The sequence below is a fragment of the Streptomyces sp. CBMA291 genome (genome assembly GCF_014596525.1).
Lineage (GTDB): Bacteria > Actinomycetota > Actinomycetes > Streptomycetales > Streptomycetaceae > Streptomyces.
In genome coordinates this window covers 129,398-154,221 of sequence record NZ_MSJP01000011.1, presented here as the reverse complement: position 1 = coordinate 154,221, position 24,824 = coordinate 129,398, and the positions used below count along the sequence as shown (strand labels likewise).

The window sequence follows — 24,824 nt, the reverse complement described above, 5'->3', positions numbered from 1 at the left end:
TCGGCGCGCCCCCCGCACCTCCCGCGCCCCAGCCCCCGTACGTACCCCAGGCCCCGCACGAGCCCCTGCCGCCGCACGCGCCCCAGCCCCCGGCGCCCCTGCCGTCGGTCCACTCGGCGCCCACGATGGTGGCCCCGCTGGTCCCCGCGCCGACGCACACCCCGACGCACACCCCGGTCCCGCCGCCGGGCCCGGCCCCCGCCCCCTACGGGCAGCCGCCGCAGCCTCCCCAGCACGGTCAGGTCCCCGGGCCGTACCCCGGACAGGCGCCCGGTCCCTACCCGCAGCAGGGCCCGCCCTCGTACGGGCAGAACGCCTCCGCCCCCTACGGGCAGCCTTCGGCCCCTTACGGGCAGGCCCCCGCCCCCTACGGGCAGCATCAGGGAGTCCCGGGAGGCGTTCCCGGGGGTGCCCCGGCCGCCGGGGCGGGTCTCGCCGCCGCGCTCGCGCCGTACAAGGAGACCGCCACCGGCGCCCGCTGGACCCCGCAGAACCAGCAGCTCATGCGGGTCGACCTCGGCAAGGGCGGCACACCCGTCCTGGCCCGGCAGGGCTCCATGGTCATGTACCAGGGCAAGGTCGACTTCGGCTACAAGGGCGCGGGTTTCGCGGGCCGGATCGTCGGCAACGCCACCGGTCAGGAGATGCAGCTCATGCGCTGCACCGGACGCGGTCAGGTCTTCCTCGCGGAGGAGGGCACCCATCTGCACCCGATCGAGCTCCAGGGCGACGGCATCTGCGTCTCCGCGGAGAACGTCCTCGCGTTCGACGAGTCCCTCCAGTACGAGGTCCGGCGCATCGAGGGCCACGGCATCCCCGGCGGCGCCCTTTTCACCATGCAGTTCCACGGCTCGGGGACCGTCGTCGTGAAGACCCACGGCACCCCCGTCGTCCTGCCCGTCACGCCGACCACCTTCGCCGACTGCAACGCCGTCGTCGCCTGGTCCTCCGCGGCCCAGGTGGTCCTCTCCAGCCAGGTGCGGCTGCGCCGCAACGCCTACCCGGGCCACAGCGGGGAGACCGTGAACCTCCAGTTCCGGGGAGCCCCCGGCAACTTCGTCGTCGTCCAGCCCTACGAGGTCTGAGGGAGCCGGAAGTCATGAACCAGCAACTCGCGGGCTACGCCCCGTCGCCCGTCGCGGCCCGGATGGAGAACCACGGACACTCCATGCTGAAGGTCGCCATGGCCTCCGGCCAGGACCTCTACGCCCGGACCGGCTCCATGGTCGCCTACGAGGGCTTCATCACCTACGAGCCCAACCCCCCCGCCGTCCGGCAGGTCGCCCAGCAGTGGATCACCGGCGAGAGCACCCCGGTGATGCGCTGCTCCGGCGACGGACTGCTCTACCTCGCCGACTACGGCGCCGACGTCGTCGTGATCAACCTCCAGAACGACGCCCTCTCCGTCAACGGCACCAATGTGCTCGCCTTCGACGCCCACCTCCAGTGGGGCGTCGAGCGGGTCAAGGGGCTCGCCAAGTTCACCGGACAGGGCCTGTTCAACGTGACGATCTCCGGCACCGGCTGGATCGCGCTCACCTCGCGCGGCACGCCGATCGTCGTCGACTGCGGACGCGGCGAGGACGAGACGTACGTCGACCCCGACGCGCTCGTCGCCTGGTCGCCGGCGCTCAAGGTCAAGGGCAAGCGCAGTTTCAAGGCCTCCTCGCTCATCGGGCGGGGCAGCGGCGAGGCCTACCAGATGGCCTTCTCGGGCCAGGGCATCGTCGTCGTACAGCCGAGCGAGGACAGCACCGACCGCCTGCGGGTCCGGGGCTGAGGGGGAGCGAGAACACACCATGCAGAGCCCGCTTTTCAACCACGCGGAACAGCAGAGCCAGGAGCGCTACGTCGTCCAGAACCCGCAGCTCCTGCGGGTCAGCCTCACAGGACAGGACGACGTCCTCGCCCGCAAGGGCGCCATGGTCGCGTACCAGGGGCTGATCGACTTCGACGGCGAGTACCAGAGCAGCGGCCAGCAGCGGGCCCGCGCCCACACCGGCGAGGGGCTCGACCTGATGCGCTGCTCGGGGCAGGGCACGGTCTACTTCGCCAACCTCGCCCAGTACGTGCACGTCGTGGACGTCGAGCAGGAGGGCCTGACCGTCGACAGCTCGTACGTGCTCGCGCTCGACTCGACCCTCCACACCGAGGTCATCGCCGTCGACAGCCAGTACGGCGTCTCCGGCTCCGGCAAGTACCAGCTCAACGTCTCGGGCCGGGGCAAGGTCGCCCTGATGACCTCAGGGCAGCCCCTGATGATGCACGTCACCCCCGACAAGTACGTGAGCGCCGACGCCGACGCGATCGTCGCCTGGTCCACCGGACTGCGCGTCCAGATGCAGGCGCAGACGCACAGCTCCAGCGTCCGCCGCAGGCGCGGCGACACCGGCGAGGGCTGGGAACTCAGCTTCCTCGGCCAGGGCTTCGCGCTGGTCCAGCCCAGCGAGGTCCTGCCCCCGCAGCACGCGGCCCTCCACGGCATCGCCGCCCAGTACGGCATGGGTCAGCACGGCGTCCACGGCCAGAACCAGAACAACGCCTGGAACTGACCGGAGCGAGGACGCGAAGAGAGGGAAGCGACACGAAGGGCGGTCGCCGTCGGCGACCGCCCTTCCACGCGAGCCGGGACCGGGCCCCGGACTCCTGTCCCGGTCGGGACACGGCCCCGGGCTCCTACGCGCGCCAGGCCCCTACGCGAGCCGGGCTCTTACGCGCGCCGGACTCTTACGCGAGCCGGGCCAGCGTCGCCTCAAGCAGCCGGACCACCGAGGTGTCCGCCACCCCCGCCACCTCGTCGTACGCGAACCAGCGCAGGTCCAGGGACTCCTCGCTGATCCGCTCCGCCGCCCCCGCCGGGGCGAGCGCCGCGTACTGCACGTCCAGATGCCAGTGACAGGGCGCCGGAATCGGATGCCGGTCGAGCCGCACCGGACCGCCCGGCAGCAACGTCAGACCCTCGATCCCCGACTCCTCGGTCGCCTCCCGCAGGGCCACCGCCGCCATCGTCGGATCACCGGACTCGCAGTGACCGCCCATCTGCAACCACATGCCCAGCTTCTTGTGCAGGGTCAGCAGCACCCGCCCCCGCGAAGGATCGACCACCAGCGCGCTGCCGGTCAGATGCCCCGCCCCGCACGGCTTGTACATGCCGTCCGAGTGCTCCGCCAGATGCGCCAGATACCGATCGCGCAGCTCGGGCTGGTCCTCGTACTGCTTGAGCACGAGGACCGCGTCGTCGTACAGGCTCACCGTGCGCCGTCGCCCTTGCCCTCGTCGTCCTTGCCGTCCTTGCCGTTCTCGCCGGCTTCGTCGGCACGGCCCTCGGCCGCCTCGCCGAGCATCTTGTCCAGCTCGGAGAAGTCCAGGTGCTCGCGGTGCACGAAGCCGTCCGGGTCGTCCAGGTCGGTGGCGGTCGGCAGCATGTCCGGGTGCTCCCACAGCGCGTCCCGGCCGTCGACCCCGCGCGCGTCGGAGAGCGAGGCCCACAGGCGCGCCGCGTCCCGCAGCCGCCTCGGCCGCAGCTCCAGACCGATCAGCGTCGCGAAGGTCTGCTCGGCGGGACCGCCCGACGCACGGCGCCTGCGCAGCGTCTCGCGCAGCGCGTCCGCCGAGGTCAGCCGCGACTTGGCGGCCTCGTGGACCACCGCGTCCACCCAGCCCTCGACGAGCGCGAGCGCCGTCTCCAGACGGGCCAGGGCCGCCTTCTGCTCCGGGGTGTCCTCCGGCTGGAACATGCCCTGCTGAAGGGCTTCCTGAAGCTGCTCGGGGTGCGTCGGGTCCAGCTGGCCCACCGCCTCCTCCAGCTTCGACGTGTCGACCTTGATCCCGCGCGCGTATCCCTCGACCGCACCGAAGAGATGCGCCCGCAGCCACGGCACGTGCGAGAAGAGCCGCTGGTGGGCGGCCTCGCGCAGCGCCAGGTAGAGCCGCACCTCGTCGGAGGGCACGCCCAGGTCCTTGCCGAAGGCCTCGATGTTCAGCGGCAGCAGCGCGGCGCGACCGGCCGGACCGAGCGGCAGACCGACATCGGTCGAGCCGACGACCTCACCGGCGAGCGCTCCGACGGCCTGGCCGATCTGCTGGCCGAACATGGCGCCGCCCATGGAGCGCATCATGCCGATCAGCGGGCCGGCCATGGCCTGCATCTCCTCCGGCAGGACGTCGCCCATCGCCGCGCCGACCCGCTCCGCGACCGGGTCCACGAGCTGCTGCCAGGCCGGGAGGGTCGCCTCGACCCACTCCGCGCGGCTCCACGCCACCGCCGTACCCGCCCCGGAGGGCAGCGGGGTGACCTGGTCGAGCCAGAGGTCGGCGAGGCGCACGGCCTCCTCGACCGCCGACTTCTCGGCCGGTCCCACACTGGCGTCCTTGGTGCCGTCAGGGGTGCCCTGGGCCACCACCTGGCGGGCGATCTGCTTGGCCATGTCCCAGTTCACGGGACCGCCCTCGTAGCTGAGCATCTGCCCGAGCTGCTGGAAGGCCGCGCCCAGATCGTTGGGGTTCAGGGAGCCGAACATCGCCGCGAACGGGTTGTCCCCGCCGCCGCCCGGCCCGCCCATGCCCATGCCCGGCAGGGCGCCGAAGCCGAACGGGTTCGCACCGAACGGGTTGCCGCCGCCCTGGCCGCCGGACCCCTGGCCACCTCCGGCGGGGTCCTTCTTCTTGCCTTCGTCGCCGTTCTCCGGCTCCTCCGGCGGAAGGCCGAATCCGAATGGGGTGTCACTCACAGGTTTCCTCGGCTCGTAGGGCCGCCGGCCTCCTGCCGACGGCGACTGCCCGACCAGGGCCTGTCCAGACAGGCCCCGCACACCACCAGCGTAGACATCCGGGCCGGAATCGGGCTCGGTGCTCCGCCGGGACGTGCCCTGCGGCAGGATGGACGCCACCTGGTCCGTACGCGTCATGCCCGTACGTACTGAAGACAACCGCTGGAGACGCCCGGTGAGTTCCCCAGATCCACAGGTTCGCGGAGCGCGAAACCCCTCAACCCGGTCCGCCGTGCGCGGCCCCGTCGTCGCGGTCACCGGCGCCGCGTCCGGCATCGGTGAGCTGCTGACCCGACGCCTGGCGGCGTCCGACGAGATCAGAAAGGTCGTCGCCCTCGACGAGCGCCGGGGCGAGATCGCCGAGGCGCAGTGGCACGTCCTCGACGTGCGGGACCCGGCCATCGCCGAGAAACTGCGCGGCGCGGACGTCGTCGTCCACCTCGCCGTCGATCTCGACCTGGAGACCGACCCCGCCGCCCGTACCGCCTACAACGTGCGCGGGACGCAGACCGTGCTGACCGCCGCCGCCGCTGCCGGGGTCCACCGGGTCGTGCTGTGCACCTCCGCGATGGTCTACGGCGCCCTGCCGGACAACGACATCCCGCTCTCCGAGGACGCCGAGCTGCGGGCCACGGCGGAGGCCACCGGCGTGGGCGACCTCCTGGAGATCGAGCGGCTCGGCCGCCGCGCGCCCCGGGCGCACCCCGGACTCCACGTCACCGTGGTCCGCCCGGCCGTCCTCGTCGGCGGTACGGACACGGCGCTGACCCGCTACTTCGAGTCGCCCCGGCTGCTCGTCGTCGCCGGTTCCCGGCCGACCTGGCAGTTCTGCCATGTCGAGGACCTGGTGAGCGCGCTGGAGTACGCGGCCCTCGGCAAGGTCGAGGGAGAGTTCGCGGTCGGCTGCGAGGGCTGGCTCGAACAGGAGGAGGTCGAGGAGCTTTCCGGGATCCGGCGCATGGAGCTGCCCTCGGCGGTGGCGCTCGGCGCGGCGGCCAGGCTCCACCGGATCGGTCTCACCCCCTCGCCCGCGGGCGACCTCGCCTACACCATGCACCCGTGGGTGGTGAGCGTCGGCCGGCTGCACGACGCCGGATGGCGCCCGAAGTGGACGAACGAGGAGGTCCTCGCCTCGCTCCTGGCGGAGGTCGAGGGCCGCCACACTGTCGCGGGCCGCCGTCTGGGCCGCAAGGACGCCACGGCGGCGGGCGCGGCCGGTGCGACGGTGGCGCTGCTCGGCACGGCGGCCCTGGTCCGCCAGATGCGCAAGCGCCGCGGGATCTGACCGGGGCCACGCGCGCGGGACCGGGCTCACGGGCAAGGGGGCGGGGCCTTACGGGTACGGGCCGGGCTTCACGGGCACGGGCCGCGCTCTATGGGTACGGGAGCGGGGGCACGCGCGCGTGGGGCCGTGCGATGGGCGCCCCGACGCCGTACGCGCGCGTGGGCGGACGGGCGGTCCGCGCGCACGACCAGAACCCTCGGTCCGCGCCTTCCAGCCCCCCCTACGTCCCGGCCCGTCCCTCCCGCGCGGATCCCGGCCCGCCCCATCCGATTCCCCGGTCCGAATCCCCGGTCCGAACCGCCGGTCCGGGTCTCGCTTCCGGGATGTCGTACGGGTGGGGCACGATGGGCCCATGGGACCGACGCATGAGCACCCCGGCGAGCTGGCCGCCGACGACCCGATCAAGCTCCTCGCGATCAGGGAGACCCCGCTCTCCGTCGACGAGGTCTTCCGGGCGGTCGGGGACGACGCCGCCGGTGGCACCACGCTCTTCGTCGGCACCGTGCGCGACCACGACGGCGGCGCGGGCGTCGACGCGCTCGGCTACTCCTGCCATCCGACCGCAGAGGCGGAGCTGCGTCGTGTCGCGGAGAAGGTCGTCGCCGACCACCCGGTGCGGGCGCTGGCCGCCGTCCACCGGGTCGGAGAGCTGCGGGTCGGCGACATCGCCGTCGTCGTCGCCGTCTCCTGTCCGCACCGGGCCGAGGCCTTCGCCGCCTGCCGCAAGCTCATCGACGACCTCAAGCACGAGGTCCCCATCTGGAAGCACCAGACCTTCTCGGACGGTACGGAGGAGTGGGTCGGGGCCTGCTGACCCCGTCCTTCCGGAGCACCCGGGCCGCACCGCCTTCCGAGGTGCCGGGACCCCGCCTTCCGAAGCCTCCGGACCCCGCCTTCCGAGGCCCCCTGTCCCGGCTTCGCAGCACCCCGGAACCCGCCTCCAGGGGTCCCGTAGCCCCTCTACCATCAGCTTCCGGATCGGCAAGGCGCCGCGCCGACACGACGTAGTCGAACGCCCGATTTGCGTAACCGCCCCCCACGCGCGAGCGTTGACCCCACGGATGACACAGTCTGCTGATCAACTCACTGGGGATGGGAGGTCGGGATGGCAGCGCTGGCCTGGTTGCTGATTCCGCTTTTCGCAGTCGTCGGCGCGGCGATATGGGGAAGCTGGGCTTCAAGGGACAAGACCACGGGCGACGTGGCCGAACTCGCCGGCTACGCCCGCTTCAGGGACGCGATGGAACGCTCCCACACCCCGGCCCCCGACGCCCCCCGGCCGGAGCGAGAACCGGCCACGACGGCAGGCCCCGTCACCACCTCCGCCTCGGGCTGACGCGGGCGGTCCCGTCCGGCCCCGCCCCACGGGTGCGCCCACAGGCGAGTCCCGTACTGTCGTTCCATGCCACGCCGCACCGCGACGATGCTCGCCTCCACCCTGGTCCTGATCTGTCTGCTCATCGCGGGCGTTCTGATCCCGGTGCCGTACGCGGAGATGAGCCCGGGACCCACGGTCAACACCCTCGGCGAGGCCAGGGGAGAACCGGTCCTGCGGATCTCGGGGCGCAAGACCTACCCGACCGACGGGCACCTCAACATGACCACGGTCCGGGTCACCAGCGCCGACTACCGGATGAACGCGGTCGAGGCGATCTACGGCTGGCTCGCCCACGACAACGTGGTGGTGCCGCACGACACCCTCTACCCGGACGGCAAGACCGAGGAGCAGTCGAGCCAGGAGAACGCCGAGGAGTTCAGCCAGTCCCAGGAGAGCGCCAAGGTCGCCGCGCTCCGGGAGCTGGACATCCCGGTGGTCTCGCGGGTCGTCGTCGGCGCGGTGGTCAAGGACTCGCCCGCAGAGGGCAGACTGCACGCCGGTGACGTGATCAAGGCCGTCGACGGGGTGCCGATCGTCGGCCAGGGCGATGTGGCCAAGCAGGTCGTCAAGCACAAGCCCGGTCAGGATGTCACGTTCACGATCGTCCCGGCGAAGGACGCCGTCGCCGCCGAGAAGGCGCGCAAGGAGCCGACCGTCACCCGCGAGGTGGTCATCACGACCACCACGTCGGAGGAGGGCGACCGGGCCGTGGTCGGCATCCAGGCGGGCACCGACCACGTCTTCCCGTTCGACATCGACATCAACCTGGCCGATGTCGGCGGGCCCAGCGCCGGTCTGATGTTCGCCCTCGGAATCGTCGACAAGCTGACCCCGGAGAGTCTCACCGGCGGCCGGTTCATCGCGGGAACCGGCACGATCGACGACGCGGGCGAGGTCGGCCCGATCGGCGGCATCGACATGAAGCTGGTGGGCGCGCGCAACGCGGGCGCCCAGTACTTCCTCACCCCCGCGGACAACTGCGCGGCCGCCGCCGCCGACACGCCCGACGGCCTCACCCTCATCAAGGTCGACACCATCGACGACGCCAGAAAGTCCCTGGAAATGCTCCAGGCGGGTGACACGAAGTCCCTGCCGAGCTGCTCGAAGGGCTGAATCCGGACGCCGCGAAGGTCCGGGACCGGGCACGCGCGCGCGTACGCACGGAAAACGACCGCCCTCCAGTGGCGTCGAAAAGGGCTCCCGGCCGACCGGCCGGGAGCCCTTCTCCATCGGAGCCCCGGGAGCGGTCCTCAGCTCTCGAAGGTCGCCGCCAGCGCCTCGGCCAGGCCCGGCACCAGGTCGGGGCCGGTCAGGACCTCGGTAGGGCTGTCCTTCTCGCGCAGCCGGATCGCCGCCTCGCGGGTGCCCTTCCGCAGCACCGCCACGGTCATCCGGACCTCCTGGCGGTCCGGGTGGGCGGCCACCCACTTGGCGAGCTGCTTGTCGTTCAGGCCCTGGGGGACCTGGGCCTCGGCCGACGGGGGCAGCATCAGCCGCTCCACCGTCAGGGCGCAGCCGACCACGGCGGTGGGCCAGGCGATGGTGCCGAGGAACTCGTCGAGGGGCTTCCCGCGCGGCAGCTTGTCCTGCTCGATCGGGGTGTAGGCGGTGGCGTCGTCGCCCAGGCCCAGCTGGGAGGCGAGAGAGGGTTCCTGGGCGCGCAGCCGTGCGGTGTCGACCAGGGCGAAAAGGCGGGCGGGCTGGTCCCAGCCGAGACCCGACGCGTACTCGTCGATCTCAAGCACCGCGCGGGTGAGGGGGCTCGCGGCCATAGCCGGGCCGGAGGGGGAAACATTGGACATGACCAATATCCTGCCTCCTTTGCACCGGAACACGGGAACTAGGTAAAGCCTCAGTAAGTTGCACCAGTGGGCTCTACGATTCGCGGGGCCTGCTTTCAGACGTATCAACATCGAGGGGCGCACGTTGGCTTTCCAGATGCCGGACCGGGGCGGAAGTCCGTCCGGGCCGAGGATGAGAGTCGGCCGGCCGTCCCGGCGGGCCCGCACCCTGCTCATGACTCTCGGGGTGCTGGCCGTTCTGGCCATGGCGTTCGTGATGTTCGCCGGGTTCTGGACGGACTGGCTCTGGTATCGCTCGGTCGATTACTCGTCCGTGTTCACCACCACGCTGTGGACCAAGATCGGCCTCTTCGCGGTCTTCGGTCTGCTGATGGGGCTCGCCGTCGGGCTGAACGTCTGGCTGGCGTACCGGCTGCGTCCGCCGCTCAGCGCGATGTCGCTGGAGCAGCAGAGCCTCGACCGGTACCGGATGGGCCTGGCCCCGTTCAAGAAGTGGGTGCTGCTCGCCGTCACCGCCCTGGTGGCGCTGATCGCGGGTGCCTCCGCCTCGGGCCAGTGGCGCACCTGGCTGATGTGGATCAACGGGGTGCGGTTCGGGCAGAAGGACCCGCAGTTCGGTCTCGACGTGTCGTTCTACGCGTTCGACCTGCCCTGGTACCGCTTCCTGCTCTCCTTCGGCTTCGCCGCCGCGATCCTCTCGCTGATCGCCGCCGGGATCACGCACTACCTGTACGGCGGGCTGCGGATCACCAGCCCGGGTGCGCGGGCCACCGCCGCCGCCACCGGACACCTCTCGGTGCTGCTCGGCGTCTTCGTGTCGCTGAAGGCGGTCGCGTACTGGCTCGACCGGTACGGTCTCGCGGTGAAGTCCAGCGACTTCAAGGCCACCGGCAACTGGACGGGTCTGCGGTACGTCGACGCCAACGCGTATCTGCCGGCGAAGACCATCCTGTTCTGCATCGCCGTGATCTGCGCCCTGCTGTTCTTCGCGACGCTCTGGCGCCGGACCTGGCAGCTGCCGGTGATCGGCTTCGGCCTGATGGTGCTCTCCGCCGTCCTGATCGGCGGTCTCTACCCGGCGATCGTGCAGAAGTTCCAGGTCCAGCCGAACGAGCAGGCCAAGGAAGCCGAGTACATCCAGAAGAACATCGACGCGACCCGCAAGGCGTACGCGATCGACGGGACGAAGCCGGAGAACTACTCGGGCAAGTCGACGGTCAAGGCCAAGGACCAGCTGCGGACCAACGCCGACACGGCGGCCAGCTACCGCCTCCTCGACCCGAACATCGTCTCGCCGACGTTCCAGCAGCTGGAGCAGAAGCGGAAGTACTACCAGTTCCCGACGACCCTGGACGTGGACCGCTACGACGGCAAGGACACCGTCGTCGGTCTCCGTGAGCTCAACATCAAGGGCATCCCGAAGCGGAACTGGATCAACGACCACTTCACCTACACCCACGGCTACGGCGCGATCCTGGCCTCGGGCACGCAGACGGACGCCAACGGCTCCCCGGTCTTCACCGAGTCCGGGCTGCCGACCACCGGTCAGCTCGGCCAGTACCAGCAGCGGATCTACTACGGCGAGAAGACCGACCAGTACTCGATCGTGGGCGGCCCCCAGAAGGAGCTGGACTACGAGGAGAACGGCGAGAAGACCACCAGCTACCAGGAGAAGAGCGGCGTCAGCCTCTCCAGCACGTTCAACCGTGCCGCGTACGCGGTGGCCTTCAGCGAGCCGCAGATCCTCTACTCGGGGGCCATCGGCGACGGCTCGCGGATCCTCTACAACCGCACGCCCAAGGAGCGCGTCGAGGCCGTCGCCCCCTGGCTGACCATCGACGGCGACGCCTACCCGGCGGTCGTGAACGGCAAGATCCAGTGGATCGTCGACGCCTACACCACGACCAACGGCTACCCGTACGCCTCGCGCACCACGCTCGGCGACACCACGGCCGACTCGCTGACCGTCGGCAACCAGCAGCGCGCGGTCGTCGCCCAGCAGAACCAGGTCAACTACATCCGCAACTCGGTGAAGGCCACCGTCGACGCCTACGACGGCACGGTGAAGCTCTACGAGTGGGACACCGAGGACCCCGTCCTCAAGACCTGGATGAAGGCCTTCCCGGGCACGGTCGAGGCGAAGTCGGAGATCAATGCCGACCTGCTCCAGCACCTGCGCTACCCGCAGGACATGTTCAAGGTCCAGCGCGAGCTGCTGACCCGCTACCACGTCACCGACCCCGCGCAGTTCTACAGCGGCTCGGACGCCTGGCAGGTGCCGGACGACCCGACCAACAAGGACGGCAACGCGGTCCCGCCGTACTACCTGAGCATGAAGATGCCCGGGGACTCGGCGCAGCGCTTCTCGCTGACGACGACGTTCACCCCGAACGGGCGGCCCAACCTCGGGGCGTTCATGGCGGTCGACGCGGACGCCACCAGCAAGGAGTACGGCCGGCTGAGACTGCTCCGGGTCACCGAGGACGTGCCCGGCCCCGCCCAGGTGCAGAGCAAGCTGAACGGTCTGCCGTCGGTGGCCACCTTCGTCCGGGACATGAAGGGCGCCGACTCCGACATCCAGTACGGCAACCTGCTGACCGTCCCGCTCGACGGCGGCTTCCTGTACGTCGAGCCGGTCTACGCCCAGGGCCGCAACGCGCTCTACCCGCTCCTGAAGAAGGTCGCGGTGTCGTACGTGGACGCGGACCAGCCGAGCGGTGACACGACCAAGGACACCACGGTGTTCGAGGACAACCTCACCAAGGCGCTCAACGCGGTCTTCGGAGTGGAGGCGCCCACCGGGCCCACCCCGCCCACGACCCCGCCGGGCACCACCACCCCGCCGACCGCCTCCACCGACGTGGCCCTGAAGCAGGCCATCGCCGACGCCCAGAAGGCGTACGACACGGGCGAGGCGGCGCTCCAGAAGGGCGACTGGAACGCGTACGGCAAGGCCCAGGAGGACCTCCAGGCCGCGCTCCAGCGGGCGGCCGAGGCCGGGGCCAGGCTCAAGACGCCGGGATCAAGCGGCTGACCTGAGCTTTTCCACCCCGCATGCGTGGTACTGTTGTTTCACCGACGCGGGGTGGAGCAGCTCGGTAGCTCGCTGGGCTCATAACCCAGAGGTCGCAGGTTCAAATCCTGTCCCCGCTACTTGAGAACGAGGGCCCGGATCCATAAGGATCCGGGCCCTCGTCGTGTGTCGAGGTGCATGGAGGCGTAAAGGGCGGTAGGCAAGGGTGAGTTGGCGTGAGTCGTGTTTGACTTGTCTCTCTGTGGGCATGTCGACAAAACAACGCTGAGCGGCTCGCCGGCTGCGGTATACCAGGTGTGCTCGTGTTGTGGGTGGTGCGACGATGGTATTTATGGGGGACAGGGCAACTCTGTTGGAGACAGGGCGGTTTGTGCAGCGGCACACCAGAGACGCCGCGAACGAGATCATCGAGGCAGCGAGGGCCGTCGACGCGGCCGTCGACACCACCGCCGAGACCGATCCCGACACCGTAAACGACGCCGAGAACGAGACCGAGGCGGAAGCCCGCCACCGACGCGCCGCCGAGCACGGCGACCTCGCCGCCATGAGCGCGCTCGGCGCGCTGCTGCTGCGCCGCGGCGACCTCGACGGCGCCGAACCCTACTTGCGCGGCGCCACCGCCGAAGGCGACCGGGCCGCCGCCAACAACCTCGGCGTCCTGCTCCACCAGCGCGGATACGCCGAAGAAGCCGCGGGATGGTGGCGGGTCGCCGCCGTCGCGGGCTCCGCGCCCGCCGCCCACGCCCTCGGCCGCCACCACCGCGAGCGCGGCGACGAACCCGCCGCCGAGTACTGGCTGCGCCAGGCCGCCGAACAGGGCCACGCCCTCGGCGCGTACGCCCTCGCCGACCTCCTGGAACACCGCAGCGACGTCGGGGCCGAGCGCTGGCTGCGCGCCGCCGCCGAACAGGGCCACCGCGAGGCCGCCTACCGGCTCGCCCTCGCCCTGGAGCGCCGCGCCGCAGAGACCACCCGGGGCCCGCACGACACCGGCACCCGGCTCAGGGTCCCCGGCACCGGCGCCATCGTGCCCGGCTCCGCCGCCCCGGGCCCCGTCCTGCCCCCGTCCGCCACGGGCGAGGCCGGGGGAGAGCCCACCGAGGCCGAGGGATGGTTCCGGCAGGCCGCCGCGCGCGGCCACCGGAAGGCGGCCCTCCACCTCGGCGCGCTCCTGGAACACCGGGGCGAACTCAAGGAGGCCGGACGCTGGTACCTCAGCTCCGCCAAGGAGGGCGAGGCCAAGGCCGCCTGCGCGCTCGGCTTCCTGCTCCGCGACGCGGGCGACGTGGAGAGCGCCGCCGTCTGGTGGCTGCGCGCCGCCCAGGACGGCGACGGCAACGCGGCCAACGCGCTGGGCGCCCTGCACGCGGCCCGGGGCGAGCAGCAGACCGCCGAGCGCTGGTACCGCGCCGCCATGGACGCGGGCGACGTCAACGGCGCCTACAACCTCGGGCTGCTCTGCGCCGCCCAGGACCGCATCCAGCAGGCCGAGCAGTGGTACCGCAGGGCCGCCTACGCGGGCCACCGCGAGGCCGCCAACGCGCTCGCCGTCCTGCTCCTCCAGGCCGGTGACGCCAACGGCGCCGAGCCCTGGTTCTCCAAGGCGGCCGAAGCGGGCAGCGTGGACGCCGCCTTCAACCTCGGCATCCTGCACGCGGGCCGGGACGACGACCACACCGCCCTGGTCTGGTACGAGCGGGCCGCCGCCGCCGGACACACCGAGGCCGCCCTCCAGGTCGGCATCGCCGCCCTCCGCGACGGCGACGAGCAGACCGCCGAGCGGCACCTGAGGTGCGCGGCAGGCGGCGGCAGCGCCGAGGCCGCCTTCCGGCTCGCCTCGGTGCTCGACGCGCGCCGCCCCGAGCCCGGCCCCGCCGTCCTCGGTGCGCCGAGGGACGAGAAGACCGAGTGCGAGGAGTGGTACGAGCGGGCCGCCGAACAGGGCCACCGGCGCGCCCAGGTCAGGGTCGGGATGCTCGCCGCAGGGCGCGGCGACCTCGCCGAGGCCGACCGCTGGTACCGCGAGGCCGCCGAGGCGGGCAGCCGCAACGGCGCCTTCAACCTCGGACTGCTCCTCGCCCGTGAGGGCAGCGAGCGCGAGGCGGCCCTCTGGTGGACCCGGGCGGCCAGGGCCGGGCACGGCAGGGCCGCGCTCCGCCTCGCGCTCCTCGCGGCCCGCAGGGGGGAACTGTCCGAGGGGCGCCACTGGTGCGCCCGCGCGGTGGAGCTGGGACCGGCGGAGGTCGCCGAACGGGCGGCCCGGCTGAGCGAGGCACTCCACCAGGAACTCACCGCCTGAGACCCGGCGACACATGGATTTGCCCTGCTGGGGGGTGTGCCCGTAAGGTTGGGTTCACCGACGCGGGGTGGAGCAGCTCGGTAGCTCGCTGGGCTCATAACCCAGAGGTCGCAGGTTCAAATCCTGTCCCCGCTACTCAGTAGCACGAAGGCCCGAATCCATTCACTGGATCCGGGCCTTCGTCGTGTGTCCGGGCCTTCTCGTGCGCACAGGACTTCGGTGTGTGTACGGGGCTTTTCGGGGGTACGGGGGCGGGCTCGGGCGCGTACGGGGGCCGGGTTCGGGCGCGTACGGGAGGCGGGCCGAGGCGGGTACGGGGGCCGGATCGAGGCGCGTACGGAAAAGGCCCCCGTCGAGGCGGGGGCCTTTTCCGTACGGAGAGGTGGGCCGGTCAGGCGGTGCCGGCGCAGGTGGGGCAGACGCCCCGGTAGGTGACCTCGACCGTGGAGATCGTGAAACCGAAGCGCTCGGCGGCCGGGAGGTCCGCCAGCGGGTCGCCGCCCGGGTGGACGTCACGGATCGCACCGCAACGGCCGCAGACCAGGTGCTGGTGGGGCCGGTGCGCGTTCGGGTCGTACCGCTTCGCGCGGCCGTCGGTCGCGACCTCGATGACCTCGCCGAGGGTGACCATCTCGCCCAGCGTGTTGTAGACGGTCGCCCGGGAGATCTCCGGAAGCCGGGACACCGCGCGCGCGTGGACCTCGTCGGCGGTCAGATGCACATGGTCCCCGTCGAGCACTTCGGCCACGACGCGCCGCTGCGCGGTCATCCGCCAGCCGCGTCCGCGCAGTCGTTCCAACAAGTCGCTCATGAGGGCCAGCCTAACAGTCGGGGGGAAAGGACTCCGAAGAAGTATGACTTTGGAAGTTCACTTGACTTAGACAATGTCCATTGTAGGATCGGAATCGGCATCGGCCAAGATCCCCGGCGGGGACCGGCCGACGGACAGGGCACGCAGGAACACGACGCAGGAGGCGCACGTGACGCAGGGACCGCTCACCACGGAGGCCGGCGCGCCGGTCGCCGACAACCAGAACAGCGAGACGGCGGGCGTCGGCGGACCGGTCCTCGTCCAGGACCAGCTCCTCCTGGAGAAGCTCGCCCACTTCAACCGCGAGCGCATCCCGGAGCGCGTGGTCCACGCACGCGGCGCGGGCGCCTACGGCACCTTCACCCTCACGCGTGACGTCTCGCAGTGGACGCGCGCCGCCTTCCTCTCCGAGGTCGGCAAGCAGACCGAGACCTTCCTGCGCTTCTCCACCGTCGCGGGCAACCTCGGCGCGGCCGACGCCGTGCGCGACCCGCGCGGCTGGGCGCTGAAGTTCTACACCGAGGAGGGCAACTACGACCTCGTCGGCAACAACACCCCGGTGTTCTTCGTCAAGGACGCCATCAAGTTCCCCGACTTCATCCACACCCAGAAGCGCGACCCGTACACCGGCTCGCAGGAGGCGGACAACGTCTGGGACTTCTGGGGCCTCTCCCCGGAGTCGACCCACCAGGTCACCTGGCTCTTCGGCGACCGAGGCATCCCCGCCTCGTACCGGAACATGAACGGCTACGGCTCGCACACCTTCCAGTGGAACAACGAGGCGGGCGAGGTCTTCTGGGTCAAGTACCACTTCAAGACCGACCAGGGCATCAAGAACCTCACCCAGGACGAGGCCAACCGCCTCGCGGGCGAGGACCCGGACTCGCACCAGCGCGACCTGCGCGAGGCCATCGAGCGCGGCGACTTCCCGACCTGGACCGTGCAGGTCCAGATCATGCCCGAGGCGGACGCGGCGAACTACCGCTTCAACCCGTTCGACCTCACCAAGGTGTGGCCGCACGAGGACTACCCGCCGGTCGAGATCGGCAAGCTGGAGCTGAACCGCAACCCGGAGAACGTCTTCGCCGAGGTCGAGCAGTCCATCTTCAGCCCCGCGCACTTCGTGCCCGGCATCGGCCCGTCCCCGGACAAGATGCTCCAGGGCCGTCTCTTCGCCTACGGCGACGCCCACCGCTACCGCGTCGGCATCAACGCCGACCACCTGCCGGTGAACCGTCCGCACGCCACCGAGGCACGCACCCACTCCCGTGACGGCTTCCTCTACGACGGCCGGCACAAGGGCGCGAAGAACTACGAGCCGAACAGCTTCGGCGGCCCCGTGCAGACGGACCGCCCGCTCTGGCAGCCGAGCGCCGTCACCGGCGCCACCGGCGACCACGTCGCCCCCTCGCACGCCGAGGACGACGACTTCGTGCAGGCGGGCAACCTCTACCGGCTGATGTCGGAGGACGAGAAGGGCCGTCTGGTCGGAAACCTGGCGGGCTTCATCGCCAAGGTCTCGCGCCAGGACATCGTGGAGCGCGCGGTCGACAACTTCCGCAAGGCGGACGACGACTTCGGCAAGCGGCTCGACGCCGCGGTCCAGGCCCTGCGCGGCTGACGGCGCCTGCCGTAGGGAAGGCGGGCCGGATCTCCGTACGGGGGATCCGGCCCGCCTTCACGCGTCCGGTCCGCCGGGCCCGCTCAGCTCGCGACGCTGTGCACCGGGATCCAGCAGCGGATGATGTCGCGCACCGAGACGATGCCGACGGGTCCCCGGTCGTCGAGGACGACGAGATGGCGGAAGCCGCCGTGGGTCATCGCCGCCGCCGCCTCCGCCAGGGTCCAGCCCGGCGCGGCGAAGACGACGTCATGGGTGGTGTGGGAGCCCGCCGTCTCCCGGTCGGGATCCTGGTCGCGGGCGAGGGAGCGCAGGACGTCCCGCTCGGTGAGGATGCCGAGGCCGCCGGCGTCGGCGTCGAGGACCACGGCGGCGCCGACGCGCCGCGCCGTCATCAGCCGGGCGGCCTGGCGGAGGGTGTGGGCGGGACCGATGGTGAGGACCACGGTACTCATGGCGTCACGGACGAGCATGGGCGGAGCCACCTCCTTGACGAAGCCATTCGAGGGGAAGCCCGGCGCCGGACGGCGCCCGATGTGAATGCACAAGTTCACAAAGTGGGGGGACTCCCAGGGTCGCACCGGGGAGCGGGCACCGACAAGGGGCACACGCGGTACCACCGGCAGGCCCCGGAGCGCCCCCACGCCCGCGCACACGGCGCGAACGCCCGCGCCGGACCCCGTACGGGAAGACCCTCGGCCTCTTCGGGGCCCGCCCTGGATCCCGTACGGGAGCGACCCCAGCCTCTCGCGGGCCCGTACGGGAGCGACCCCAGCCCTTCGACGGGGGCCCCCGTACGGGGAACGCCCTCGGCCCCCTCACGGGCCGCCCTGGATCCCGTACGGGAGCAACTTCAGCCCCGTCAGGCCCGCCTGAACCCCGTACGGGAGCAACCTCGGCCTGGTACGGGAGCAACCTCGGCCCCGTACGGGCCTGCCTGGACCCGCCCGTGAGGGAAGACCCTCAGCCCTCCCCGTTCTCCTGGTTCAGATAGCTCAGCAGCTCTCCGTGGAGCAGGCCGTTGGAGGCCGCCGCGTTGCCGCTGTGCGGGCCGTGCCGGCCGTCCAGGCCCGTGTACGTGCCGCCCGCCTCCTGCACCACGACCGCCACCGCCGCCATGTCCCACAGCGACAGTTCCGGTTCCGCGCAGATGTCCACGGAGCCCTCCGCGACCATCATGTAGGGCCAGAAGTCGCCGTATGCCCGGGTCCGCCAGCACGCGCGCGTGAGGTCGAGGAAGCCGTCGAGCCTGCCCTGCTCCTCCCAGCCGCTCAGCGAGGAGTACGCGAAGGAGGCGTCCTCCAGGGACGCGACCTTGGAGACCTCGATCCGGGAGGCGGATACCAGGCTGCGCCCGGTGTACGCGCCGAGCCCCTTCGCCGCCCACCAGCGGCGCCCGAGGGCCGGGGCCGACACCACGCCGACCACCGGCTGGAAGCCGGTCTCCCCGGCCTCCATCAGCGCGATCAGGGTCGCCCAGACCGGCACCCCGCGCACGTAGTTCTTCGTCCCGTCGATCGGGTCGATCACCCAGCGGCGCGGGCCCGAGCCCTCCAGTCCGTACTCCTCGCCCAGGATCGCGTCACGCGGCCTGGCGCGGTGCAGCTGGCCCCGGATCAGCTCCTCGGCCGCCTTGTCGGCCTCGCTCACCGGGGTCATGTCGGGCTTCGTCTCGACCTTGAGGTCGAGCGCCTGGAATCGGTCCATGGTGGCCGCGTCGGCGGCATCCGCGAGGACATGGGCGAGACGCAGATCATCGTGGTAATCGGCCATGTCCGGCACTCTATCCGCGCGTGGCCGGAGCACGGGAACCCGTCCACGGCGGCCCTCCGTGTCCCCTTGACAGGGCCCGGCCCGCTGTCGACGCTGGGCGCGGAACCGCGTAAGGAAACGTTCGTTCCGGGAGGCGAGCATGCCGACTGCCCGTGAGGCCCTGCTCGACGCGGCGCACGCCGCGCTGGTGCACCGGCCCTGGTCCACCGTGCGGATGGCCGATCTGGCCGCCATCGCCCGGGTCTCCCGGCAGACCCTCTACAACGAGTTCGGCAGCAAGGAGGGGCTCGCCCGCGCCCTCGTGCGCCGGGAGGCGGACGCCTTCCTCGCGGGCGTCCGACGGCTGCTCGCCGTCCCCGGGCCGCCCGAGCGGAACCTGGTGGCCGTCGCCGAGTGGACCGTGACCCGGGCCGCCGCCCACCCGCTGCTCCGGGCGCTGCTCACCGGTGCCTGGAGCGACCGGCTGCCCGCGCCGCGCCCGGCCAGACCCGGCGCCCGCCCCGCGCCCGTCCCCGCCCAGCGCCGGGCGGACGCGGGCCCGCCCTCGCCGGGCGAACTGGTGGCCGCCGCTGCCGCCTGTGCGGCCGAGGAGTGGGCGGCGGGCTGTGAACTGGCCGTGCGGCTCGCGCTCAGCCACATCGTGGCGCCGGAGCCGCCGGGCGCGGAGGGTCAGTGGCCGGAGCCGGAGAGCTGGAGCCCGATCACCCCGACGATGACGAGCGTGATCGAGACGATCTTGAGCGTGGAGACCAGGTCGTCGAGGAACAACATGCCGTAGATGGCCGTACCGGCCGCGCCGATCCCGGTCCACACCGCGTACGCCGGACCCACGTCGAGCTTGCGCAGGGCGAGGGTCAGCAGACCGAAGCTGCCAAGCGCGAAGGAGGCGAAGGCGATCGTCGGCCAGAGCCGGGTGAATCCGTGCGAGAGCTTGAGACAGACCGCGAACCCGGTCTCCAGGATGCCCGCCACCACCACCAGCAGCCACGCCATCGTCAGTGCCTCCCACGCCGTCGGTGACCGCTTCGTCGCACTCGGTGCGATTATGCACTTGACCGCGGTGGGTGCCCGTCAACATGACGGTTCAGTCGCCCTCGCGCCGCTCCCGCGTCGAGAGCAGCCGCCGCAGCGAGACAAGGCGCGCCGGATCGGCGTGCCCCTCCGCCACCCACGCGTCGAGCGCGCAGTCCGGCTCGTCATGGCTACAGGCGCGCGGACAGTTCTCCGTACCCGGTACGAGGTCGGGGAAGGCGAGGATCACCCGCGAGGGGTCCACGTGGTGCAGGCCGAAGGAGCGCACGCCCGGGGTGTCGATGACCCAGCCGCCCTCCTTGGCGTCGAGCGGCAGGGCGAGCGCCGAGGTCGTGGTGTGCCGGCCCCGGCCGGTGACCGCGTTGACGACGCCCGTGGTCCGCCGCCTGTCCGGCGGCACCAGCGCGTTGACCAGCGTCGTCTTCCCGACGCCCGAGTGCCCGACGAACGCGGTCGTCCGGCCCTTGAGGTGCTCGTGGACCCGCTCGGCGGCGACCCCGTCCACGAACTCGTCCCGGGTGGTCACCACATACGGCACGCCCAGCGCCCCGTACATGTCGAGGAGCGTGTCCGGCGACGCCAGGTCCGACTTGGTGAGCACGAGCAGCGGGCTGAGACCGCCGTCGTACGCGGCCACCAGACAGCGGTCGATCAGCCGGGGGCGCGGCTCGGGGTCGGCGAGCGCGGTGACGATCGCCAGCTGGTCGGCGTTGGCCACCACCACCCGCTCGTACGGGTCGTCGTCGTCGGCCGTGCGCCGCAGCACCGAGCTGCGCTCGGCGATCCGCACGATCCGCGCGAGGGTGTCCTTCTCGCCGGAGAGGTCGCCGACCAGCAGGACCCGGTCGCCGACGACGGCCGCCTTGCGGCCCAGCTCGCGCGCCTTCATCGCGGTGACGACCCGCTCGCCGACCAGACAGGTCAGCCTGCCCCGGTCGACGGTGAGGACCATGCCCTCGACGGCGTCCTCGTGCTTGGGCCGGATGGTGGTACGGGGACGGGTGCCCTTGCGGTTGGGCCGCTGGCGGATGTCGTCCTCGTCGGTGTGCTTGCCGTAACGCCGCATGGTTCAGACCCCGAGCATTTCGGTCCACATCCCGGGGAAGTCGGGCAAGGTCTTCGCCGTCGTCGCCACGTCCTCGATCTCCACGCCCTCGACGGCCAGGCCGATGATCGCTCCGGCGGTGGCCATGCGGTGGTCGTGGTACGTGTGGAAGACGCCGCCGCGCAGCGGGCGCGGGCGGATGTGCAGACCGTCCTCGGTCTCGGTCACGTCGCCGCCGAGACCGTTGATCTCCCGGGTGAGCGCCGCGAGCCGGTCCGTCTCGTGCAGCCGCAGATGGGCGACGCCGCGCAGGGTCGAAGGGGAGTCGGCGAGGGCGGCGACCGCCGCGATGCCCGGGGTCAGCTCGCCGACCTCGCCGAGGTCCGCGTCGATGCCGTGGATCCTGCCCGTGCCGGTGAAGACGAGTCCCGCAGGGGTCAGCTCGCAGGCACCGCCCATCGCGGTGAAGATCTCCCGCAGCGCGTCGCCGGGCTGGGTGGTCCGCTCGGGCCAGTCGGGGACGGTCACCCGGCCCCCGGTGACCAGGGCGGCGGCCAGGAACGGCTGGGCGTTCGAAAGATCGGGCTCCACGACCAGGTCACGGCCGCGCAGCGCGGACGGCGCGACCCGCCACACGTCGGGTTCGCCGCCGTGCTCCGGCTCGTCGACCCGGGCGCCGACCGCGCGCAGCATGTCGACCGTCATCCGGATGTGCGGCATCGACGGCAGCCTGCCGCCCACGTGTCGCACCTCGACGCCCTGGTTGAAACGGGGCGCGGAGAGCAGCAGGGCGCTGACGAACTGGGAGGACGAGGAGGCGTCGATCTCGACGGCACCCCCGTCCAGACCGCCCGTGCCGTGCACCGTCATCGGCAGGGCGCCCCGGTCGGCGTCGTCGATCCGGGCGCCGAGCGCGCGCAGCGCGTCGATCACACCGTGCAGCGGGCGCTCGTGGGAGCGGGGGTCGCCGTCGAAGCGGACCGGGCCGTCGGCGAGCGCGGCGAGCGGCGGCAGGAAGCGCATGACCGTACCGGCGTTGCCGACGTCGACGGCGGCCGGGCCGCGCAGCGGGCCGGGGACGATCCGCCAGGCCTCGCCGGTGCCGTCGGGGCCCACGCCCTCCTCGATGCCGACGCCGAGGGTGCGCAGCGCCTCGGCCATCAGCAGGGTGTCGCGGGAGCGCAGCGGACGGCGCAGCCAGCCGGGCTCGGCGGCCAGCGCGGCGAGCACGAGGGCACGGTTGGTGACCGACTTCGATCCGGGCACGGTGACGGTCGCGTCGACGGCGCCGCGCGCGTACGGGGCGGGCCAGAGGTCGGTGGGCGGGTCGGTGCGCACGGGGGTCACTGCGGTCATGGACTCACTGTACGGGGGTGTCAGATGCCCAGGAGCCAGCGACCGCCGCCGATCAGGGCGCAGATCGCGACCGCGTGGAAGAAGAAAAGCCACACCCCGGCGGGCACCTGGGTGAGCCGGGCGAGCTGGTCCGCGTCCGAGTCGGGCGCGCCGCCCCTGCGCCGTCGCGCCTGGAGTTCGAAGGCCGGGCGGACGCCGCCGAGCAGCAGGAACCAGACCCCGGCGCAGGCGAACGCGGCCTGGACGGCGGGGGAGCCGAGCCAGGAGACGAGGAGGAAGGCGGCGGCGCTGAGCAGGACGGTGAGGACGCCGTACGCGTTGCGGACCGTCACGAGCAGGGCGAGGAGCAGCGCCGAGCCGATCCACAGGGCCAGGGTGATCCGGTCGGTGCCGATCAGGGCCGCGCCGCCGAGGCCGAGCAGGGAGGGCGCCGGGTATCCGGCGGCGAGGGTGAGGACGACGCCGGGCCCCGTCGGGCGGCCCCGGGTCACGGTCAGTCCGCTGGTGTCCGAGTGCAGCCGGATCGCTTCGAGGCGGCGCCGGGTGAGCAGGGCGACGAGTCCGTGGCCGCCCTCGTGGGCGATGGTGACGGCGTTGCGGGCGGGCAGCCAGAGGCGGCGGACGGTGGTGACGACGAGGGCGGCGAGACCGGTGGCGATCACCACCCAGTCGGCGGGGGCGGCCTGTGTACGGAAGGGGTCCATGGTCCGGGCGGCTCCTCGGGGGTCGTGGAACGTGGCAGTGTGGCACGCATGTGCGGACGGTATGCGGCGAGTCGGCGGCCCGAGGAGTTGGTGGACGCCTTCGGGATCGAGCGGCACGAGCCGGCGGAGGGGCCGGCCCCCGACTGGAACGTGGCCCCGACCAAGGAGGTCTGGGCCGTTCTGGAGCGCCCTCTGAAAGACGCGGGATCGCCGCGTCCGGTTCGCCAGCTGCGCGTGCTGAAGTGGGGTCTGGTGCCGTCCTGGGCGAAGTCCCCCGAGGGCGCGGCCCGGATGATCAACGCGCGGGCCGAGACGCTGACGGAGAAGCCCTCGTTCAAGCGCGCGTTCGAGTCCCGCCGCTGCATCCTGCCCGCCGACGGCTACTACGAATGGGTGACGGGGGCGGGGGAGCGGGATCTGGAGGTCGAGGGGAAGCGGAAACGGCCCCGCAAGCAACCGTATTTCGTGACCCCGTCGGACGGCTCGGTCTTCGCGATGGCCGGGATCTACGAGTTCTGGCGCGACCCCACCCTCCCCGCCGGACACCCCTCCGCGTGGTGGGCGACCTGCTCGGTGATCACCACGGAGGCGGAGTCCGGCCCGCTGGGCGTGGCGCCCGCCGAGGGCCCGCGCTCGCTCGCCGACATCCACCCCCGGATGCCGCTGATGCTCACCGAGGACCGCTGGGACGCCTGGCTCGACCCGGCGCGCGCCCACCCGGAGGAACTGCGCGGCCTGCTCGCCCCGCCGCCGGAGGGCCTGATGCGGGCCTACCCGGTCTCGACCGCCGTCAGCAACGTTCGCAACAACGGCCCGGAACTCCTCACGGAACTGGAGGGCCCGGAGGAGGCGACCCTGTTCTGACCGGGGGCCCCGCAGGAGTCCGCGGGCGACGGGGTGGCGGGTCCCGTACGGATCCGCCCGTACGGGCGGCAGGATGACCCCGTGACCCGAGAAGACGCACCGCACGGCCTCGCGGAAAACGCACCGCACGACTCCGCGGAAAACGCACCGCACGGCCTCCCGGAAGACGCACCGCGCGACCCCGCCCACCCCACCCCGTACGAGACCGTCCCCACCGGAGCCGGTGAGGCGCGCGTGACCTGGCACGAGGGGACGAAGCCCTGGGCCGTCCTCGCCCTCGGACACGGGGCGGGCGGCGGGATCGAGGCCCGTGACCTGCGGGCCCTCGCGGTGGCGCTGCCCGCCCTCGGCGTGACCGTGGCCCTCGTCGAACAGCCCTGGCGGGTCGCGGGGAAGAAGGTCGCGCCCGCGCCGAAGACCCTCGACACCGGCTGGCGCGGGGTGTGGCCCGCCCTCGCCGCCCCCGGCCTCCCGGTGATCGCGGGCGGACGCAGCGCCGGAGCCCGCGTCGCCTGCCGTACCGGAAGCGAACTCGGCGCCCGCGCCGTCCTCGCCCTGAGCTTCCCCCTCCACCCGCCGGGCCGCCCGGAGCGCTCCCGCGCCGAGGAACTCCTCGGCACCGGCCTGCCGACCCTCGTCGTGCAGGGCGGCAACGACCCCTTCGGACGCCCCGCCGAATTCCCGGACGGCCCCCACGACCTCCTGGAGATCCCCTACGGGGACCACGGCTTCGCCCTGCCCAAGAAGGCACCCCTGGACCCCCGGGAGGCCATGGCCCTCCTCGTGGCCGGAGTCGACGGCTGGCTTTCCGGACTGCGCTGACGCCCCGGGAATGCGGGCGGTGCGGCCGCTGTTGTTCGGGGCGCCGGTGAGAGCCAAGGAAGAGGGAGTCCGTCGCATGGGTTCGACCATCTGCCCGGAGCGTGCGAGCGCCGCTGACCTCGACTGGACAGTGCTGCCCGCACCCAAGGGAGGCCGCATTCGAGCGGCGGGCGGAGCGGTTCCTCGTCTATCCTCCGAAACGAGCGGGTCCGTCCCCGGGCCCGACGCC

23 protein-coding genes and 2 tRNA genes are annotated in these 24,824 nt (G+C 72.1%); 15 read left to right on the top strand and 10 right to left on the bottom strand.

Features of this window, described 5'->3' with window-relative positions; all coding sequences use genetic code 11:
• From BU197_RS03345 to BU197_RS03335, 3 genes are all read left to right on the top strand, one after another.
• A partial coding sequence (locus tag BU197_RS03345) for an AIM24 family protein (protein WP_188266642.1) occupies nt 1-1,085 on the top strand: 1,085 nt, incomplete at its 5' end.
• 14 nt (nt 1,086-1,099) lie between these two features.
• The gene (locus BU197_RS03340) at nt 1,100-1,780 is read left to right on the top strand and encodes an AIM24 family protein (protein ID WP_188266641.1); all 681 of its coding nucleotides are present in this window, start codon (nt 1,100-1,102) and stop codon (nt 1,778-1,780) included.
• Between the two features lie 19 nt (nt 1,781-1,799).
• Nucleotides 1,800-2,552 (top strand): AIM24 family protein, encoded by a 753-nt coding sequence (locus BU197_RS03335; protein ID WP_188266640.1) that lies wholly within the window; start codon nt 1,800-1,802, stop codon nt 2,550-2,552.
• 175 nt (nt 2,553-2,727) lie between these two features.
• Here the strand turns inward: BU197_RS03335 and BU197_RS03330 are convergent, their stop codons facing one another.
• Both BU197_RS03330 and BU197_RS03325 read right to left on the bottom strand, forming a co-directional pair.
• Nucleotides 2,728-3,252 carry an NUDIX hydrolase gene (locus tag BU197_RS03330; protein WP_188266639.1) on the bottom strand — a complete coding sequence of 175 codons (525 nt, stop codon included), beginning with the start codon at nt 3,250-3,252 and terminating at the stop codon, nt 2,728-2,730.
• On the bottom strand, nt 3,249-4,730 hold the full coding sequence (locus tag BU197_RS03325) for a zinc-dependent metalloprotease (RefSeq protein ID WP_188266638.1): 1,482 nt from the start codon (nt 4,728-4,730) through the stop codon (nt 3,249-3,251). Before BU197_RS03325 ends, BU197_RS03330 begins: the two co-directional genes overlap by 4 nt.
• 214 nt (nt 4,731-4,944) lie before the next feature.
• Between BU197_RS03325 and BU197_RS03320 the strand changes: the two genes are divergently transcribed.
• From BU197_RS03320 to BU197_RS03310, 4 genes are all read left to right on the top strand, one after another.
• Complete coding sequence (locus BU197_RS03320; RefSeq protein ID WP_188266637.1) at nt 4,945-6,054, top strand: SDR family oxidoreductase; 1,110 nt, start codon at nt 4,945-4,947, stop codon at nt 6,052-6,054.
• A 352-nt stretch (nt 6,055-6,406) separates the two neighbouring features.
• The gene (locus BU197_RS03315; RefSeq protein WP_188266636.1) at nt 6,407-6,868 is read left to right on the top strand and encodes a molybdenum cofactor biosynthesis protein MoaE; all 462 of its coding nucleotides are present in this window, start codon (nt 6,407-6,409) and stop codon (nt 6,866-6,868) included.
• Nucleotides 6,869-7,255: 387 nt separating this feature from the next.
• On the top strand, nt 7,256-7,390 hold the full coding sequence (locus BU197_RS30915) for a hypothetical protein (protein ID WP_262928223.1): 135 nt from the start codon (nt 7,256-7,258) through the stop codon (nt 7,388-7,390).
• A gap of 66 nt (nt 7,391-7,456) precedes the next feature.
• Complete coding sequence (locus BU197_RS03310) at nt 7,457-8,545, top strand: PDZ domain-containing protein (RefSeq protein WP_188266635.1); 1,089 nt, start codon at nt 7,457-7,459, stop codon at nt 8,543-8,545.
• 137 nt (nt 8,546-8,682) lie between these two features.
• Here BU197_RS03310 and BU197_RS03305 read toward each other — a convergent pair whose 3' ends face one another.
• Complete coding sequence (locus BU197_RS03305; protein WP_188266634.1) at nt 8,683-9,234, bottom strand: PPA1309 family protein; 552 nt, start codon at nt 9,232-9,234, stop codon at nt 8,683-8,685.
• Between the two features lie 136 nt (nt 9,235-9,370).
• Between BU197_RS03305 and BU197_RS03300 the strand changes: the two genes are divergently transcribed.
• The 4 genes from BU197_RS03300 to BU197_RS03285 all read left to right on the top strand — a co-directional run bounded on the left by BU197_RS03300 (nt 9,371) and on the right by BU197_RS03285 (nt 14,702).
• Complete coding sequence (locus tag BU197_RS03300) at nt 9,371-12,268, top strand: UPF0182 family protein (RefSeq protein WP_188266655.1); 2,898 nt, start codon at nt 9,371-9,373, stop codon at nt 12,266-12,268.
• A 45-nt stretch (nt 12,269-12,313) separates the two neighbouring features.
• Nucleotides 12,314-12,387, top strand: a tRNA-Met gene (locus BU197_RS03295).
• Between the two features lie 203 nt (nt 12,388-12,590).
• Entirely contained in the window at nt 12,591-14,567 is a 1,977-nt protein-coding gene (locus tag BU197_RS03290; protein ID WP_188266633.1) for a tetratricopeptide repeat protein, read from the top strand.
• Between the two features lie 61 nt (nt 14,568-14,628).
• Nucleotides 14,629-14,702 (top strand) — tRNA-Met (locus BU197_RS03285).
• Between the two features lie 256 nt (nt 14,703-14,958).
• On the opposite strand, the gene BU197_RS03280 is transcribed toward BU197_RS03285, so the two are convergent.
• Nucleotides 14,959-15,378: a Fur family transcriptional regulator gene (locus BU197_RS03280; protein WP_188266632.1), complete on the bottom strand. Its 420-nt coding sequence runs from the start codon at nt 15,376-15,378 to the stop codon at nt 14,959-14,961.
• 169 nt (nt 15,379-15,547) lie between these two features.
• Between BU197_RS03280 and BU197_RS03275 the strand changes: the two genes are divergently transcribed.
• Nucleotides 15,548-16,999, top strand: coding sequence for a catalase (locus BU197_RS03275; protein WP_188266631.1), 1,452 nt, complete (start codon nt 15,548-15,550; stop codon nt 16,997-16,999).
• 83 nt (nt 17,000-17,082) lie between these two features.
• On the opposite strand, the gene BU197_RS03270 is transcribed toward BU197_RS03275, so the two are convergent.
• Complete coding sequence (locus tag BU197_RS03270; protein ID WP_188266630.1) at nt 17,083-17,472, bottom strand: cyclic nucleotide-binding/CBS domain-containing protein; 390 nt, start codon at nt 17,470-17,472, stop codon at nt 17,083-17,085.
• A gap of 490 nt (nt 17,473-17,962) precedes the next feature.
• Entirely contained in the window at nt 17,963-18,772 is an 810-nt protein-coding gene (gene hisN / locus BU197_RS03265) for a histidinol-phosphatase (protein WP_188266629.1), read from the bottom strand.
• Between the two features lie 139 nt (nt 18,773-18,911).
• On the opposite strand from hisN, the gene BU197_RS03260 reads away from it, so the two are divergent.
• Nucleotides 18,912-19,550 (top strand): TetR/AcrR family transcriptional regulator, encoded by a 639-nt coding sequence (locus BU197_RS03260; RefSeq protein WP_188266628.1) that lies wholly within the window; start codon nt 18,912-18,914, stop codon nt 19,548-19,550.
• On the opposite strand, the gene BU197_RS03255 is transcribed toward BU197_RS03260, so the two are convergent.
• From BU197_RS03255 to BU197_RS03240, 4 genes are all read right to left on the bottom strand, one after another.
• Nucleotides 19,442-19,765 (bottom strand): DMT family transporter, encoded by a 324-nt coding sequence (locus tag BU197_RS03255; protein ID WP_188266627.1) that lies wholly within the window; start codon nt 19,763-19,765, stop codon nt 19,442-19,444. The two genes, BU197_RS03260 and BU197_RS03255, sit on opposite strands and share 109 nt — an antisense overlap.
• A 91-nt stretch (nt 19,766-19,856) precedes the next feature.
• Nucleotides 19,857-20,870: a ribosome small subunit-dependent GTPase A gene (gene rsgA / locus BU197_RS03250; RefSeq protein ID WP_188266626.1), complete on the bottom strand. Its 1,014-nt coding sequence runs from the start codon at nt 20,868-20,870 to the stop codon at nt 19,857-19,859.
• Between the two features lie 3 nt (nt 20,871-20,873).
• Nucleotides 20,874-22,205, bottom strand: coding sequence for a 3-phosphoshikimate 1-carboxyvinyltransferase (gene aroA, locus BU197_RS03245; RefSeq protein ID WP_188266625.1), 1,332 nt, complete (start codon nt 22,203-22,205; stop codon nt 20,874-20,876).
• A 20-nt stretch (nt 22,206-22,225) separates the two neighbouring features.
• On the bottom strand, nt 22,226-22,909 hold the full coding sequence (locus BU197_RS03240) for a M50 family metallopeptidase (protein WP_188266624.1): 684 nt from the start codon (nt 22,907-22,909) through the stop codon (nt 22,226-22,228).
• 48 nt (nt 22,910-22,957) lie between these two features.
• On the opposite strand from BU197_RS03240, the gene BU197_RS03235 reads away from it, so the two are divergent.
• Together BU197_RS03235 and BU197_RS03230 are read left to right on the top strand one after the other, a co-directional pair.
• Entirely contained in the window at nt 22,958-23,773 is an 816-nt protein-coding gene (locus tag BU197_RS03235; protein ID WP_188266623.1) for an SOS response-associated peptidase, read from the top strand.
• 234 nt (nt 23,774-24,007) lie between these two features.
• On the top strand, nt 24,008-24,595 hold the full coding sequence (locus BU197_RS03230; RefSeq protein ID WP_188266654.1) for an alpha/beta family hydrolase: 588 nt from the start codon (nt 24,008-24,010) through the stop codon (nt 24,593-24,595).
• Nucleotides 24,596-24,824: the final 229 nt, after the last annotated feature.